Consider the following 16,609-nt stretch of genomic DNA (forward strand, 5'->3'; position numbering starts at 1 on the left):
TATTTCTTTACGCTCATAAGCATCCCTCCCACCGTAAAAAAAGCAGCCGACCAATATCAGCACTTGATATCAGTCGGCTGCTTTCATAGCAAACCATGCGTTTTATTTTAATGTGTTTCCGCATACCACATGTAATCGTAGTTCCACCTTGAAGCCCGAATAATGCACTTTTTCACGGCTTCCATCAGGCTTTGTCTTGAACTCGAAAAATGGCCAGAAGCAAGTAAACTCAAAGAGCTTCACGGTTTTGTCTGTTGTAGCAACGTCACAGTCTCCACGTGCGAAGTACACGGGAACATATCCACAGGCTGTACCTTTACTGCTTTATACCCCAGTTCGTCAAGGATGGCAATATCGCGGGCAAGGCTTGCCGGATTGCAGGAAACGTAGACAATGCGTTCTGGCTGCATATTGGCAAAAGTTTCGAGAACCGTCGGCGTACAGCCTGCCCGTGGCGGGTCTACGACCACTACATCTGCCCGGACGCCCTGCTTATAGAGACGCGGCATAACCTTAGTGGCATCGCCGACGATAAATTCAGCATTACGCACATTGTTGTCGCGGGCATTTTTTTGCGCATCGAGAATCGCCGGCTTCACGATTTCGATACCGATAACGCTATGCGCTTTCTGTGCGAGGAACAGGGTAATCGTACCTGTACCACAGTAAGCGTCAATAACCGTTTCCTGACCGCTCAGGTTGGCATATTCCAGCGCCTTGTTATAGAGGACTTCTGCCTGACTTGTGTTGACCTGGAAAAAAGAGCGCGGGGAAATATGGAAGTTCAGGCGGCCAATGCTGTCCTGAATAGTCGGACGCCCCCAGAGGAGTTTCGTATCACGGCCCATAATGACGTTGTTATGGTAGGTCTGGATATTCTGATGAACGCTGACCACCTTGGGCAGCTTACTCCGCAGCATTTTGACAAATTCCTTTTCCTTTGGCATGGTCTTGGTGGCAGTAACGATGACAACCATAATATCGCCATTCTTGCCCACGCGTCCCACCACATGACGCAGAACACCGGTATGCTTATCCTCGTTATAGACGGGAATATTCAGCTTGGTGACAATTTCGCGCACGGCGTTGACGACTTCGTTGTTGCCTTCCTTTTGGATATGACAGTCAGTGGTGTCAATGATGGCATGACTCCCCTGGGCAAAACAGCCGATAATGGTCTTGCCCTTTTCCCTACCGATGGGAAACTGCATTTTATTGCGGTAATTCCACGGCGTAGCAGCGCCAATAGTGGGTTCAACATACAAGTCCGGCCGTTTGCCGATACGCGTCACCGCGTCGATAACCTGCTGACGCTTAGCGTTCAGCTGAGCCATATAGTCAAGGTGCTGCAGCTGACAGCCGCCGCATTTATCGTAGATGCCGCAAATCGGCTCCACTCTGTCTGCACTTTGCTTGATGATTTTTTTGACATGCCCCTTGGCATAGGTCTTTTTCACTTCATCAATGACGGTTTCCACCGTTTCGCCCGGCAGGGCATAGGGCACAAATACCGTAAACTCTTCATAGCGGCCTACACCTTCACCGCTGGTCCCCAGCGTATTGATTACGATTTCATAAGCTTTTCCTTTTTCGACGGGAACTTTTTTGCTCATTGTCTTTCCTCTTTCATTAAAACTCCACTTTGTCAAACAGCTCCAACGGACTGTCTAACAATACTTTCGCCCCATACTCCACTAATTCCTCTTTGGGGCGGAATCCCCAGGTAACACCAATAGACAGCATGCCGGCATTCTTTGCCGTATCCATATCCACGCTGGTATCGCCAAAGTAGGCAACTTCTTCCGGCTTTACGCCCATCTTCTCGGCAATCAGCAAAACCTTTTGCGGATCAGGCTTGCGCGGCAGTTCCTTACAGTCACCAATCACTGACACAAACATATCCTGCGGAAACAGCTTTGCCACAATGATATCCGCAGCCGACTGATGCTTATTGGTGCAGATGCCCAAGGGGATATTCCTGGCCTGCAAAGTCTGCAGCATATCCATAATGCCGGCATAGCAAGCGGTCTTATGGGTAAGATTGCGGTCATAGCATTCTTTGTATTTCGCCAAAGCTTCATCCACAAAGGCCGCATCTGCAGCTTTGTCAGCGGGCAGGCAGCGTTCAATGAGCTTACGGGAACCATTGCCCACGAAGTAACGGTATTTATCGATATCGTGAGTGGGATAGCCATAGCTTGTGAGCATTTCATTGGCGCTGTCGGCCAGGTCGGCCAAAGAGTCAATCAATGTGCCATCCAAATCAAAGATGGCTGCTTTATACTGCATAATTTCCTCCCTAAAAGAGAATACAGGGATGCCGTTTGGCATCCCCTTCCTGTATTCTATAAAAATCAGCCTAATTTTTCAGCCAAAAGCTTGTTGACCATCTGCGGGTTGGCTTTACCCTTGGAGGCCTTCATCACCTGACCTACGAGGGCGCCGATGGCCTTCTTATTGCCGCCCTTGTAGTCGTCAACGGCTTTCTGATTGTTGGCGATTACTTCGTCCACAATGCCTTCGATGGCTTTAGTATCGGTAATCTGTACAAGGCCCTTGTCCTTGACGATTTTTTCCGGGCTGTCGGTATTCGTCCACATTTCCTTGAAGACCTTCTTGGCAATCTTGCCGGAAATGGTGTCCTTCATGATAAGCTGAATCATTTCGCCGAGGCGCTGAGCGTCCACCGGTGATTTGCTGATGTCGAGACCTTCCTCGTTGAGGTTCTTGGCCAAATCGCCCATCATCCAGTTGGCAGCCAGCTTGGCATCAGCGCCCGTAGCCACTACAGCATCGAAGTATTCTGCCATAGCGCGGGAGCTCGTGATGATACCGGCATCGTAATCGGACAGGCCGAAGTCTTTTTCCAAACGTGCGCGACGGGCATCGGGCAGTTCCGGCAGTTCGCTGCGGTACTTTTCGATGGTTTCTTCGCTCGTCACAATAGGCGGCAGGTCCGGTTCCGGCATGTAGCGGTAGTCATGGGCATTTTCCTTGCTGCGCATGGACAGCGTAATGCCGCGGGCGGGGTCATAGGTACGAGTTTCCTGCACGATATGGCCGCCGTCTTCGAGAACTTCCGTCTGACGCTCGATTTCGTAATTGATGGCATCTTCGAGGTTCTTGAAGGAGTTGATGTTCTTCATCTCGGTACGGGTGCCGAGTTCCTTCGTGCCCACCGGGCGCAGGGATACGTTGATATCGGCGCGCAGGTTGCCTTCTTCCATGCGGCAGTTGGACACATCAATGTATTCCATGATGGCCTTGATTTTTTCCATATAGGCGCGGGCTTCTTCAGCCGAGCTCATATCCGGTTCGGATACGATTTCGAGGAGTGGCACGCCGGTACGGTTGTAGTCAACATTACTGGAAGCAGAATCCTTGATGGTCGTGCCGGAGTGCACGAGCTTGCCGGCATCTTCTTCCATATGGATACGGGTCAGGCGAATGCGTTTCTTTTCGCCGTCCACGTCAATATCTACCCAGCCATGTTCAGCAATCGGCAGGTCATACTGGGACGTCTGCCAGTTTTTCGGCAGGTCAGGATAGTAATAGTTCTTGCGGTCGAACTTGCTGTACTTGTTGATTTCGCAGTTCGTGGCAAGGCCAGCTTTAATACCGAACTCCACTACCCGCTGATTTACCGTGGGCAGTACACCGGGCATACCCAAGCATACCGGGCATACATGGGTGTTCTGGTCAGCACCAAATTCCGTGGCGCAACCGCAGAAAATCTTGGTTTTCGTCTTTAATTCGCAATGTATTTCCAGGCCAATGACGGCTTCGTACTTCATTCGTTGTTACCTCCCAGCTGCGGCATTTTCGTGTGATACTCCTGGCTCTGTTCATAGGTGTAAGCCGCACGGATAATGGTTTCTTCATCGAGCGCCTTGCCGATAAGCTGCATGCCGATAGGCATTCCCTTGCTGCTCATGCCGCAGGGGATGGAGATGCCCGGCAGGCCAGCCAAGTTCAAAGGTACAGTGCAGGCATCCTGCAGGTACATCTGCAGCGGGTCGCCAGCCATTTCGCCAATCTTGAAGGCTGTCGTCGGGGCAACCGGCGCCAGAATTACATCCACCTGCTCAAAGGCCTTGGCATAGTCTTCCGCTACGAGCGTACGCACTTTCATGGCTTTGAGGTAGTAAGCATCATAGTAACCAGCAGACAGAGCGTAGTTGCCAATAACGATACGGCGTTTTACTTCCTCACCAAATTTTTCCGTACGGGTGTTGGTCATCATAGCGACGAGGTCTTCACCTTCTACGCGTTCACCATAGCTTACACCGTCATAACGCTGCAGGTTGGTGGCAGCTTCAGCCGGAGCAATGAGGTAATAGGCAGAAATCGCATAATCCGTATGCGGCAGAGAAATCTCAACGATTTCAGCGCCCATTTCCTTGTACTTTTCGATAGCCGTGCGAATGGCCTTTTCCACTTCGGGGTCCATGCCCTTGACAAAGTATTCCTTCGGCAGACCGATTTTAAGGCCCTTCACATCTTCCACCAAAGCCTTGGTGAAGTCCGGCACTTCTGCAGCGCTGGAAGTGGAGTCCATATCATCATGACCGGCGATGATGTTGAGGATGTTCGCGCAGTCCGTCACATCACGGGTCACAGGGCCAATCTGGTCCAAAGAAGAACCATACGCCACAAGGCCATAACGGGAAACACGGCCATAAGTCGGCTTGAGGCCTACCACGCCGCAGAAGGATGCCGGCTGACGGATGGAGCCGCCCGTATCGGAGCCCAGCGACCAAATAGCCGTACCAGCAGCAACAGATGCAGCGCTGCCGCCCGAAGAACCGCCCGGTACGCATTCCGTATTCCAGGGGTTGCAGGTCGGATGGTACGCAGAATTTTCCGTAGAACCGCCCATGGCGAACTCATCCATGTTGAGCTTGCCCAGGATAACGGGATTTTCGGCTTTGAGCTTGGTCATTACCGTAGCATCATAAGGCGGCACGAAGTTTTCCAAAATCTTGGAGGCGCAGGTCGTCTTTACGCCCTTGGTGCAGATATTGTCCTTGATGGCGCCGGGGATACCTTCGAGGAAGGAAATCTTTTCGCCCTTGGCAATCTTTTCGTCCACAGCCTTAGCCTGTGCCAAAGCCTCGTCGCGGGTTATAGTCAAATAGGCTTTAACGTCGCCTTCCACCTCGTCAATGCGCGCCAGCACATCTTCGGTGAGCTCTACACTTGTAATATCTTTATTCACCAGCATGTCATGGAGCACATGAGCCGGTTTTTCATATAATCTCACGTTCAATCCTCCTGCCTTAGTCTTCCAGAACCTTCGGTACTTTGAAGTAGCCGTCTTCCTTGAGCGGAGCGTTCGCGAGCGCTGCTTCACGGTCAAGGGACTCTTTCACTTCGTCCTTGCGGAACACGTTCTGCATGGGCAGGGCGTAAGTGGTCGGCTTAACATTTTCCGTATCCAGCTCGGATAGATTGTCCATATAGGTCAGGATTTTATCCATCTGGTCAATGTACTTGTCCTCCTGGTCGGCAGGAATTGCCAAACGGGAAAGAACCGCTACATTTTGCAAATCTTCTTTGGTAACTTTCATTTTCTCACCATCCATAGATGTTAGTTGTTAGCGTAAAAACATACTTCGATATTATAGCACAAAAAGAGGCATACTAAAAGGCCGAAGTTGTTCGAGATATACAGACGGAGGGAGGGGGCAGCAATAACTTTCGTCCGCTTATGCAGGCTTGCCTAACGCTCCCGAAAGATATTGCCGCCCCCTCCCTCCTCACTTTTGGCATAACCATGGTAGAACACTCAAAGCATGGTTATGGGGTCTATATCAATTGCCACATCCGCCCGCAGGTGCAGGTTCTGTTTCCGCAGGAAGGCCTGCACGACTGGCAAATCGGTTGTCTTAATCAGCACAACAAAACGGTAGATACCGCGTAATCTGGCGATTACTGCGGGGGACGGGCCAATAATCTGCTGGCCTTGGATACCATTAAAGTGCTCGTTAAAGGCCGTCACCAAACTTTTTGCATTGCCCTTGGCGGTATTTTCATCTTCGTGTTGGAACAGCAGTTTGACCAAACGGCTAAAGGGCGGATAGAACAAGCCCTGCCGCAGTTTCATTTCCTGCTCGTAAAAGCCCTCATAATCCTGGGCAATGCCGCAGGTCACGGCATAATGTTCCGGATTGTATGTCTGAATCACCACTCTGCCTTGATGTTCATGGCGCCCTGCCCGTCCTGCCGTCTGGGTAATCAGCATAAAGCAGCGCTCTGCCGCGCGGAAGTCCGGCAGGTTCAAGCTGGAATCGGCACTGATAATGCCTACCGCCGTCACATCGGGAATATCGTGTCCCTTGGCCACCATCTGCGTGCCCAAGAGGATATCGTATTGTTTCTCGCGGAACTTCTGCAAAATTTCCTGATGGGCAAATTTTGTATTGGTCGTATCCCTGTCCATGCGGATAACGCGGGCTGAAGGCACAATCTGATGAAGTTCCTGTTCCAGCTTCTCCGTGCCGGAGCCGAAGTACTTGATATAGCGGCTGCTGCACTTTGGGCAGACATCGGGCACCGGCTCGGTCACATCGCAGTGATGGCAGGACAGCTTGCCATTCTTATGATAGACCAATGGCAGGCCACAGAGCTTGCACTTGATAACCTCTCCGCAGGAACGGCACATGACAAAAGTCGAAAATCCCCGCCGGTTCAGCATGATGATAATCTGCTGTCCCTTGGCCATAGTCTGTTCAATCAACAGCTGCAAGGGACGCGAAAGGATATGACGGTTTCCCATCCTGAGCTCCTGCCGCATATCCACACATTGCACCACTGGCAGAGGCATGTCGCCGATACGCTTGGGCATGGTCAGCAGGGTCAACTCCCCCTGTTGGGTGCGGTAATAGCTTTCCAGAGAAGGTGTAGCACTGCCCAACAGCAGTACCGCCTGATGGATTTTTGCCAGTTCTTCTGCCACGACCTTGGCATGGTAGCGGGGCGATTCGTCCTGCTTATAGGACATATCCTGCTCCTCGTCCATGATAATCAGGCCGATATTATCCAGCGGCGTAAAGAGTGCCGACCGGGCACCGATAACGATACCAGCTTCTCCGCGGCGTACCCGCACCACCGCATCATTGCGCTCGGACAGGGACAGGCGGCTATGCATCACCACAATGTCATCCGGGAAGTAGGCCTTAAAGGCCATCACCACTTGACCGGTCAAGGCGATTTCCGGCACCAGAACCACTACCTGACGCCCCAAAGCCCGGACCTTTTTGGCCATTTCGATATAGACCTGCGTCTTGCCACTGCCCGTGACCCCTTTGAGCAGAAAACCGTGATGTTTCGCTTCGCTGAGGAACGGCGACATGGCATCAATGGCTTTATTCTGGTCAAGGGTCAAATTTATGTGCGGTTGACATGTCAATTCCGTATCTTTGTAACTGTCCCTGAGTACCCGCCGCTGACGGATTTGGATAAGTCCGGCTTCGGCCAAATTATGGATGGTAGCAGTTGTAATCTTCTGTGCCTTTAACGCGGCAAAAGCCATCTGTCCCTGTTCCGCTGCCGACAGCACCTCCAGCAAATGCTGCTGGGCCTTCTTGCGCCGGAACTCCGCCAATAGTTCCGGCGTAACCTCGGCAAGCAGCTGGGCAAATTTTTCATAGCGAGCTTTTTCCCGCTTGCCTGCCTGATATTCCTTGGCCAGAATGCCATACTGGCAGAGTTTATCCAAAATCTGGTGCAAATCCGCTTTATACTCCGGCAGAGCCTTGCCGATTTCGCCGCGGCTCAAGCCTTCACCATCTGACAGGCAGTCATAAACAGCCCGGTACGCAGGCATGGCGAGCAGCAGGTGTTTTTCCTGTTCCGACACCGCTTGATAGATGACCGTTATCTTGATGCCGCTTTTCCCGGGCATAAAGAGCCGCATCATCTCTGCCAGAGAGCACAGGTAAAAATCCGCGAGCCATTGCGCAGCCTGCAGCATTTTGTCCGAAAACCACGGCTCCTCGTCCACGGCTGCTTCAATGGTTTTGAGTTTGCCGGCCATATCCCCAAGCTCTGTAGCAGTTTTTTCCGCCACCGATACGATAAAGCCTTCCACCTTGCGCCCGCCAAAGGGCACAAAAACGCGCCAGCCTGCTTCCAGATAGGAAAGCTCGGCTGGCACGCTGTAGGTATAAGCCCTGGCTATGCTCTTTACGGGAATATTGACAAAGACATTGGCTGTCAGCATAAATTCCACCACCATTCACGAAACATTTACGACACCTACCATATCATGTTTTTTCCCCATAAGCAAGGCGCAAAGCTGTTTGTTATTTACGGTTCAGTTTCTTGTCAGCATAGATTTTGGTGCCGTTGATGAAAGCCTCCAGCGCCAAACCTTTGGAAGTATTTTGATACATCCATACACCGTCGGCCACATAGGTTGCACCGTCATAAGCTACACCGCCGTCCTTAGCAGTTGCCGATGCACTGCCTACAAAATGCGTGTTGCCGGCGATAAAGGATTTCCAGGCATCTTCATTGGTGATGAGGAAAATCAGCTCATATTCCTTGGCCCCAATGCCAACGCCGGCACCGACCTGCTGCATGCGCAGATAATATTTTTCTCCGGTCTTATGGTTGACAGCCACGCCGCGGCCATGGGCACTGCCAAAGAGCAAGACCTTCACGGAAGAATTGCTCAGAGTCGCATAGGCATAGCAATTTTTGATAATGCTGCGGGCATTGGGCTTCTGCGTATAGAGATTGTGCAGCGCATTCTGGGACAGATGGTCAATCTCTGTCCGCTCCTTGTCCACATCCTTGCTGCTAGCAAAGGCAATACCTGTCAGCAGGCACAAGGTTAATAGCAGCGTTGCCAAAACAGTAAATCTTTTCATCTTGGATATCCCCCTTTGTCATCTCATGGGCATTATGACATTTTTCCTGCAATCAAAATACAGTGATTGTATAAGGGCAGTGTTTCCGCCTCCTGCAAGGTAGTGGTGATGATTTCCTCATCCTCATAGGACAGACGGCTGCAGATATGCAAAGGCTGCTCGGATGGCCAGCCTGCTTTCATCAGAATTTGAGCAATGGTCTGGGAATTATGCTGGCTGTCGGTTAGCAAGCCCAGAATTTTTCCCGGCTTGTAGGCGATTTCCTCCGCTGTGGGTGTACGGCCATGGAAGCTGGCCAGCGTGGCATCATGCCAGGGCAAAGCCAGGCGGGAAAAGGCATACTGCATAGCGCTGATGCCCGGGATTACCGTTATCTGCTCTGCGGGAAATTCACGCCGCAGGGCATCCAACAGGGAATAATAGCCGGGGTCACCGGATACCATAGCCACCACATCAGCCTGCTGCAACTTGACACGGATAAAATCCATTACACCTTGAATATCGGCTGTTATCGGACAGGTTTCCTGCCCATCCACGGCAAACTGGGACAGGGCCCGTCTGCCGCCCACGAGGAACTTCGCCTGTCTGATAGCGTTTAGCCCCTTGGGTACGATATAGTCCGGATTACCGGGGCCGATGCCCACGACGATAATTTTATTCTGCATTTCCAACCGGCACCTCCCCGCCTAATTCTTTGCAAATCGCCTGCGCTGTCTCGTCCATGCCCAAAAGTTCGCCCGTCATGGTGACCATCACGGTGCCTACCTGCATCTTTTGAAACAGATAACGCTGGGCTCGCAGGCTGGCCCGCTCGGCCAGGCGCTGACATACACGGCTCTTTAGTCCGGCTCGTTCGAGTACCGCCAAAGCATCCTCTGTGGTATTGGCACTTAGCACAGCCTGCACATCACTGGTACTCAACCCTTCTGCCGCCCCATAGGCCGCCATGGTTTCCAGACGGCCGTCAGCAATGCGGTTATGGGTGTAGAAGCAGCCTGCCGCCACCTTAATCAGCTTGCCGATATGGCCGAACAACAGCACGCGTTTGATTTCCCGCTGCTGCGCCGCTTCGAGCATAAAGCCGATAAAGTTGCTCGTCTGCACCATGGCCTGCGCAGGCAGCTGCCATTTGCCCGCCAGCCGTTCGCCAATCTTGCCGGGCACAAAAATCAATGCATCAAAGCCTGCCGCTTTTGCCACATCAATCTGCGGCACGAGGGAGTTTTTGAATCCTTCCTCGGACATGGGCCGCAAAACACCCGTCGTGCCGATAACCGATATTCCGCCCTCGACCCCTAAGATGGGATTGAGGGTTTGTTTCGCCAGCTCCACGCCTGCCGGAATGGAAATCGTAACTTCCAAAGAGATTTTATCCGTCCCGAACACTTCCGCCACAACATTGCGGATTAACTGCCGCGGGCCGGGATTTATGGATGGCTCACCCACAGGAACTGACAGGCCGGGCTTGGTTACAGTGCCAATGCCTTCGCCTGCCTTGAAGCTGACTTCCGCCTCGCCCTCAGGCAAATGGCGGACAGTGGTAAAGACGGAAACGCCATTCGTAATATCCGGGTCATCACCGGAAAATTTCACCACTTCGGCGGTAATCCCGCGTTCATCTTTGACGATATTTTTGACGGGTATAAGAAGCTCCGTGCCATCCAAGGCACGGAGTTCTATGCTATCCCAATCCTCGCCCTGTTCATAGAGCAGCGCGGCTTTGACACCGGCAGCCGCACAGGCACCGGTGGTGTAGCCGCTTCGTAATTGTTTCATAAGACACCTCATCCACCCCTTACGGGGCCCTTGCCCGGGGTGTCCACTGGACACCCGCGGCTACGCCGCCCCCTCAAGGAGAAGGCTTTACTTATTCAGCTGACGGCTCAGGAAGTCGCGGCCAAATACCGTTAACGTGTAGTACAATCCAATCAGGAACGGGATATATTCGGCAATCAGGCGCCAGCAGACGGCGATGATGCCGACAGTACCGGCAGGCACCGTTTCGCTGAAGAGCAGTACGAAGCCGCCCTCGGCAATGCCGGAACCGCCTGGTGTCGGTGTGAAGTAGAGCAGCATGTTGAGGAAAATCATGCGGCCCATCACTGTATACCAGTCCGCATCCGTTACCCCCAGCCCCAAGAGCAGGCAGGGGACAATGGCATAGATGCACAGGAGGTTCAGCCCGGACTCCACAAAAACCAGCAGCATTTTCCACGGCGACTGCAAGAGCAGGGCGATGGCGCATTTGGTATCGCGGTAAAAGGCAAAGACCTTGCGGCGGCGGGCATTTTTCATATGGCGGGTGAAGCGGATGACAAAATAATCCAGCGTTCCCTTCCTTGCTCCCACCACGATGGCGATAATGACCACAAAGGCCGTAAGGGTAATGGCCATCAGCGTCTGATTGGATATGCCCGGCAAAATGCCTTCATCATGCATAAAGATAAAGGGCATGCAGAGCACCAAAAAGAAGATGGACAACAGCGTGCGGACGATAACGAGCACCGTAGCCTTGCCTGTCGGCACACCCGCATGGCGCAGGAACATCAGCTGGGCCACTGCCCCGCCGGTTGCGCCCGGTGTTAAGAGTGCCAGGAAGTAATTGCCGAACACCACCTGCACCGCCTGATAAAGGCTGATTTTCTCATTGGAAATCTTGACCATATGCATCAGGCGGCTGCCGTCAAAGAACATGCCCAGCCCCACGGCCAGAATGGCCAACACAATGGACCAGGGTTGAAAGCGATTTAGATTTTTCAGGGTATTTATATCAACGGTTGTATAGATAACCACGCCGGAGATAACAACCACCAGCAGGATTAAAGCCATAAACCGTTTGTAAACTTTACTCATGCAAACCGTCCCTTGGGATAGTTATTTTCTTACAGTTCTTCCTCATGCGCCGCATAGGCACTGTGATTATGAATGGACTCGTAGTTCTCGCATTCTACGGAGAACCAGCCCAGCCCTTCAAGCTCACGCAGAGCCAGCACCGTATCCCGCAAAATGTCCTCTACGAACTTGGGATTTTCATAAGCGGCTTCCGTGACGAATTTTTCATCCTCGCGCTTAAGCAGCGGATAAATGGGCGAAGAGCCCTGCTTTTCCACAAGCTCGGCCAAGTCTTCAATATAGATGCAGTCATAGCCATCCTTGAAGCGCAGCTGAATGCGGGCCACCGAGCGCTGATTGTGCGCGCCATAGCTGGAAATCTCCTTGCTGCAGGGACACAGGGAGGTAAAGGGCACCTCCACGCCCAGCTGGAATTCCATGGGCTTATCCTTTTCCTTGCGGCCCGTGAAGCAGCAATCCAAATCCAGTACGGAAGTACGTCGGCTGACTGGAGCTACCTTGTCCACGAAATACTTGAAGGAAAGCTCGACCTCCGCTGCATGGGCTTCGAGTTTTTCCAGAGCTTCTGCCAGCATGGCTTCCATTTCCGGTTCAGCCAGCGGCTTTCTGCTCCAGGGCATCAGGATTTCCAAGAAGCGGCTCATATGCGTGCCCTTGTACTGACTGGGCAAAGCCACGGTAAAGCGCACACGGGCCAGCACCTGCTGATAGCTGCCATCTTTGGCCTTAATCAGAAAGGGCAGATGCGCTTCCTTAATGCCCACTTTCTGGATGGCAATGCCGCGTTTATCCTGGCGGTTTTGTACGTCCTGCATCTTAGTTCCTCGTTTCGTATTCTACCGGGTCTTCCACGCCGGCTTCGGCAAAGCCCTGCAGGCGCAGCTTGCAGCTATCGCAGACGCCGCAAGCCTTCTCGCCGCCCTTATAGCAGCTATGGGTAAACTGCAGAGGTGCTCCCAGTTTCGAGCCAAGCTGCACGATTTCCTTCTTGGACAAATCCTGCAGCGGCGTTTCAATCGTGATTTTCGTGCCGTTGACCGCCGTAGCCGTGGTAGCATAGTTAGCTAGTTCCTGGAACTTCTGAATAAATTCCGGGCGGCAATCCGGATAGCCGGAGTAATCCACGGAGTTCACGCCGATATAGACATGAGTTGCCCCCACTACCTCGGCATAGCCCATGGCATAGGACAGGAAAATCAGATTGCGGGCAGGGACATAGGTGATGGGCACATCTTCCCGGTTGACATCTCCCTCCGGCACATCGATATGACTGTCGGTCAGTGCGGAACCGCCAATGGCCTCCATATTGGTTTCGATAATCAGATGTTTGGGCACATTGTAGAATTCCGCGATTTTCTTGGCACCTTCGAGCTCGATGCTATGGCGCTGATGATAGTTGAAGCTGATGGGATATACTTCATAGCCTGCTTCCTTGGCCACAGCCATACAGGTACAACTGTCAAGGCCACCTGAGAGCAGCACGACTGCTTTTTCTTTTGCCATTGTTACATCTCCTCCATTAACCACGAATGGCCTTGATGGCTGTGGCCACATCCTCGGCACCATAGATGGCCGAACCAGCTACCAGCACATTGGCCCCGGCTTCCTGCACGAGTTTGCTGGTTTCGGCATTGATGCCGCCATCCACTTCGATGTCGCAGGTAAAGCCCATATCCTTAATCGTATGGTAGAGCATATGAATCTTCTCGAGCTGGGATGCGATAAACTTCTGGCCGCCAAAGCCAGGGTTTACCGTCATAATCAGCACCATATCCACATCCGGCAGGATTTCTTCAATCATCGAAAGCGGCGTGCCGGGATTCAGCGCGATACCAGCCTTGCAGCCGGCAGCCTTAATCTGCTGAATGATGCGGTGATGATGGCGGGCAGCCTCCCAATGGAAGGTAATGATATCTGCACCAGCTTCGGCGAAAGTTTCAATATGCGTTTCCGGATGTTCCACCATAAGATGTACATCAAAAACGGCCTTGCTGGTCGGACGCAGACTCTTTACCACCAGAGAACCTAACGTGATATTAGGCACGAAAGTGCCATCCATTACATCAATATGAATATACTCCGCACCGGCATCGGTTACTTTCTTGACATCATCCGCCAGATGAGCAAAATCCGCCGACAAAATGGAGGGTGCAATTTTAATCATTTATATTCCTTCTTTCGTTTCAACTGTTGCGCTTCCTGAATTTCTTTATAGATGGCCTCGTAGGCCTCATAACGTTCCTGGGAGATTTCTCCAGCTGCTAATGCAGTCTTTACACCGCAGTCCGGTTCATGAGTGTGGCTGCAGGGAGCAAAGCGGCACTTGCCCAGATACGGGCGGAACTCGGGGAAAAAGTTTGCCAATTCTTCCAAGGGAATCTCCCCCAGTTCCATGGCGCTGAATCCCGGCGTATCCACGATAAAACCCTGCTCATAGGGCAAAAGCTCCGCCACGCGGGTCGTATGTTTGCCCCGCTTAATCTTGTCGCTGACCTGCCCCGTCGCTAAAGAAAGGCTGTCATCTATGGCATTGAGCAGGGAGGATTTGCCGACACCAGAGGGACCGGCAAAAACGGTGGTTTCACCTGCCAGCGCCTCCTTGAGTTCTGCCATGCCCTGCTTTTCCTTGGCGGACACACGCAGGACACGGTAACCGGCCTGCTCGTAGAGGTTAAGGAAGTTGGCGATATCACCGTCATGCAAATCCGCCTTATTGACACAGATAAGGATGTTCTTAAGGCCAGACCATTCCGCCAGCACCAAGAAACGATTCAAGAGCAGCGGATGTAAATCCGGCTGTGCCGCCGCAAAGGTCAGAATGACCTGCGTTACGTTAGCGACAGCAGGACGGCGCAGCATGCTTTCGCGGGGCAGTTGTTCTTCTACCACGCCGGTGCCGTCCGGCAGCCTGCCGATAAGCACCTTGTCGCCGGGCACTACGCCCTGGCTTCTGCGCGTTTTCTTGAACTTGCCCCGCAGCTTGCAGGCCACCAGTTCGCTGTCTGTATTGGTCTGGACATAGAAGAAGCTGTTATAGGCCTTGATTACCCGGCCTTCCTCTAATTGCATAAATGCTCCTCCCTAATCAATAAACACCATCTCAGCGGCTCTTGCTGCTTTCATTTGGCTTTGGTGCCACAGTTTCCTGTTTGCCGCTGTCCTTCTTGGTTGACTTGTCCATTTTCTCCTCCGTGGTCTTGCCTGCTTCGGCTACCACGAGATGGATGGATTCACCCGTGAGGGCTTCGGCGCCGCCGCCAGGACTCTGGCTGATGACCGTGCCTTCCGCCTGTTTGCTGGCCTTGCGTTCCACACTACCGACCTTGAATCCGGCGCTGGTCAGTGCTTTGCGGGCCGATTCAAGTGGCAAGCCCGTCACATCCGGTACAGAGGATTTCTGTTCCTTTTTGCCCTTGCTGATAACCAAATCGATGGTTTCGCCACGGGTCACCCGGGTACCTACCCGCGGGTCCGTGCTGATAACTACACCAGCTTCTTCCGTATCGGAAGCCTTTTCCGTTATCAGGCCAATTTTAAGGCCCATCTTTTCGAGTTTGGCAATGGCATCTGCTTTCTTAAGGCCACGGATATCGGGCATCTCGATATTTTCGCCGCCCTTGCTGACCTTAATGGTAATCAGGCGTTCTTCCTTAACCTTGGCCCCGCCTTCAGGATTCTGGGAAATGACCATCCCCGCAGGAACTTCGGCGCTGAATTCTTCATCCACCTTGACCCGCAGGCGCTTGTCCTCCAGAATCTGCTTGGCCAGTGTCATCTGCTTGCCGGTAACATCCGGCACTTCCACTTCGGCCGTGCTCCAGAACTTGCCGAAGCTCAGGAAGGCCCCCACAAAGAAGCCCATCATCAGCACCATGACCAGACCGGCGACGAACTTCTTGGACTTGAAGATGGATTTATCTTCCTCTTCTTCCTCGTCATAAGCCGGCTGCGCATAACGCTCACTGCGGACTGCCAGCGGCGATTCCTGCACGCGGGGCAGTACCTGCGTAGCATAGGGGTCCGTAACACCGGCACTATAACCGCCCAGCATCTGCTGTGCCTGCGTGATATCCTGCACGAGCTCGCTGCTGCTCGGACGCATGTTAGCATCCTTCTGCATTGCACGGGCCACAATGGCTTCTACCACCGGCGGGATGGATTCATCGAGCTGGCGCACCGAGCGTGGCTGCTCCTGCAAATGCTTCATGGCAATGCTAACCGGCGTTTCGCCCGTGAAGGGCAACTGCCCCGTCAGCATTTCATACATGACGACACCGAGCGCATAGACATCCGAACGAGGCGTAATCATGGTTCCCTTGGCCTGTTCCGGGGAGAAGTAATGAACAGAGCCTACCACATTGCCCGTATAGGTCATGGTGGATTCCGTCACCGCCCGGGCAATGCCAAAGTCTGCCACCTTGGCACTGCCGTCAGCCATCATCAGAATGTTATGCGGCTTGATGTCGCAGTGCACGAGATTGTTGGCATGAGCATGAGCCAGCGCGCTGGCAATATCCCGGGCCACATGGAGGGCATCGGCCACGCTAAGATGGCCTTCCTGTTTGATGCGGTCCTTCAAGGTGCTCCCCGGCACGTATTCCATGACGATATAGTGGTCGTCGCCATTTACGCCGACGTCATAGATGTTGACAATATTCGGATGCGAGAGTTTGGCTGCCGCCTGGGCTTCCCGATGGAATTTCTGAATGAATTCCGTATCCCGCTTAAACTGTTCATGGAGGATTTTGACCGCTACTGTGCGGTCAAGCAGTATATCTCTGGCCTTATACACATCAGCCATGCCGCCGCCGCCAATGAGCTCCTGCAATTCATATCGATTATCCAAGACACGCTGGTTCATTGAATTTCTCCTTCCCCAA

Annotated in this window: 15 protein-coding genes; all 15 read right to left on the bottom strand. The window is 52.7% G+C overall.

The features are described from left to right. Positions 1–239 precede the first annotated feature (239 nt). Positions 240–1,613, bottom strand: coding sequence for a 23S rRNA (uracil(1939)-C(5))-methyltransferase RlmD (gene rlmD, locus T320_RS02120; protein WP_037352732.1), 1,374 nt, complete (start codon positions 1,611–1,613; stop codon positions 240–242). 16 nt (positions 1,614–1,629) lie between these two features. After that, on the bottom strand, positions 1,630–2,289 hold the full coding sequence (locus T320_RS02125) for an HAD family hydrolase (protein ID WP_037352735.1): 660 nt from the start codon (positions 2,287–2,289) through the stop codon (positions 1,630–1,632). A gap of 65 nt (positions 2,290–2,354) precedes the next feature. Continuing rightward, positions 2,355–3,794 carry an Asp-tRNA(Asn)/Glu-tRNA(Gln) amidotransferase subunit GatB gene (gene gatB / locus T320_RS02130; RefSeq protein WP_037352738.1) on the bottom strand — a complete coding sequence of 480 codons (1,440 nt, stop codon included), beginning with the start codon at positions 3,792–3,794 and terminating at the stop codon, positions 2,355–2,357. Next, positions 3,791–5,263, bottom strand: a complete 1,473-nt coding sequence (gatA, locus tag T320_RS02135) for an Asp-tRNA(Asn)/Glu-tRNA(Gln) amidotransferase subunit GatA (RefSeq protein WP_037352741.1) — start codon at positions 5,261–5,263, stop codon at positions 3,791–3,793. Before gatA ends, gatB begins: the two co-directional genes overlap by 4 nt. A gap of 16 nt (positions 5,264–5,279) precedes the next feature. Next, positions 5,280–5,570 (bottom strand): Asp-tRNA(Asn)/Glu-tRNA(Gln) amidotransferase subunit GatC, encoded by a 291-nt coding sequence (gatC, locus tag T320_RS02140; RefSeq protein ID WP_037352744.1) that lies wholly within the window; start codon positions 5,568–5,570, stop codon positions 5,280–5,282. Positions 5,571–5,788: 218 nt separating this feature from the next. Continuing rightward, positions 5,789–8,224 (bottom strand): primosomal protein N', encoded by a 2,436-nt coding sequence (gene priA / locus T320_RS02145; RefSeq protein WP_037352957.1) that lies wholly within the window; start codon positions 8,222–8,224, stop codon positions 5,789–5,791. An 82-nt stretch (positions 8,225–8,306) separates the two neighbouring features. Further along, positions 8,307–8,876 (bottom strand): lipid-binding SYLF domain-containing protein, encoded by a 570-nt coding sequence (locus T320_RS02150; protein ID WP_037352747.1) that lies wholly within the window; start codon positions 8,874–8,876, stop codon positions 8,307–8,309. A 32-nt stretch (positions 8,877–8,908) separates the two neighbouring features. Beyond that, the gene (gene cbiE, locus T320_RS02155; protein ID WP_037352959.1) at positions 8,909–9,541 is read right to left on the bottom strand and encodes a precorrin-6y C5,15-methyltransferase (decarboxylating) subunit CbiE; all 633 of its coding nucleotides are present in this window, start codon (positions 9,539–9,541) and stop codon (positions 8,909–8,911) included. After that, positions 9,531–10,652 carry a cobalt-precorrin-5B (C(1))-methyltransferase CbiD gene (gene cbiD / locus T320_RS02160; RefSeq protein WP_231465830.1) on the bottom strand — a complete coding sequence of 374 codons (1,122 nt, stop codon included), beginning with the start codon at positions 10,650–10,652 and terminating at the stop codon, positions 9,531–9,533. The genes cbiE and cbiD overlap by 11 nt, the downstream gene beginning before the upstream one ends. A gap of 87 nt (positions 10,653–10,739) precedes the next feature. Then, a complete protein-coding gene (locus tag T320_RS02165) occupies positions 10,740–11,729 on the bottom strand; it encodes a lysylphosphatidylglycerol synthase transmembrane domain-containing protein (protein ID WP_026760502.1) in 990 nt (329 codons plus the stop codon). Between the two features lie 29 nt (positions 11,730–11,758). Beyond that, positions 11,759–12,544 carry a GTP cyclohydrolase FolE2 gene (folE2, locus tag T320_RS02170; protein ID WP_037352751.1) on the bottom strand — a complete coding sequence of 262 codons (786 nt, stop codon included), beginning with the start codon at positions 12,542–12,544 and terminating at the stop codon, positions 11,759–11,761. A gap of 1 nt (position 12,545) precedes the next feature. Next, the gene (queC, locus tag T320_RS02175; protein WP_026760500.1) at positions 12,546–13,232 is read right to left on the bottom strand and encodes a 7-cyano-7-deazaguanine synthase QueC; all 687 of its coding nucleotides are present in this window, start codon (positions 13,230–13,232) and stop codon (positions 12,546–12,548) included. Positions 13,233–13,248: 16 nt separating this feature from the next. Beyond that, a complete protein-coding gene (gene rpe / locus T320_RS02180; protein ID WP_037352754.1) occupies positions 13,249–13,893 on the bottom strand; it encodes a ribulose-phosphate 3-epimerase in 645 nt (214 codons plus the stop codon). Then, on the bottom strand, positions 13,890–14,798 hold the full coding sequence (rsgA, locus tag T320_RS02185) for a ribosome small subunit-dependent GTPase A (RefSeq protein WP_037352756.1): 909 nt from the start codon (positions 14,796–14,798) through the stop codon (positions 13,890–13,892). Before rsgA ends, rpe begins: the two co-directional genes overlap by 4 nt. A 31-nt stretch (positions 14,799–14,829) precedes the next feature. Continuing rightward, positions 14,830–16,590: a Stk1 family PASTA domain-containing Ser/Thr kinase gene (gene pknB / locus T320_RS02190; protein WP_037352758.1), complete on the bottom strand. Its 1,761-nt coding sequence runs from the start codon at positions 16,588–16,590 to the stop codon at positions 14,830–14,832. Between the last annotated feature and the right edge of the window lie 19 nt (positions 16,591–16,609).

Source organism: Selenomonas sp. FC4001, from assembly GCF_000701565.1.
In the GTDB taxonomy this organism is placed as follows: domain Bacteria; phylum Bacillota; class Negativicutes; order Selenomonadales; family Selenomonadaceae; genus Selenomonas_A; species Selenomonas_A ruminantium_B.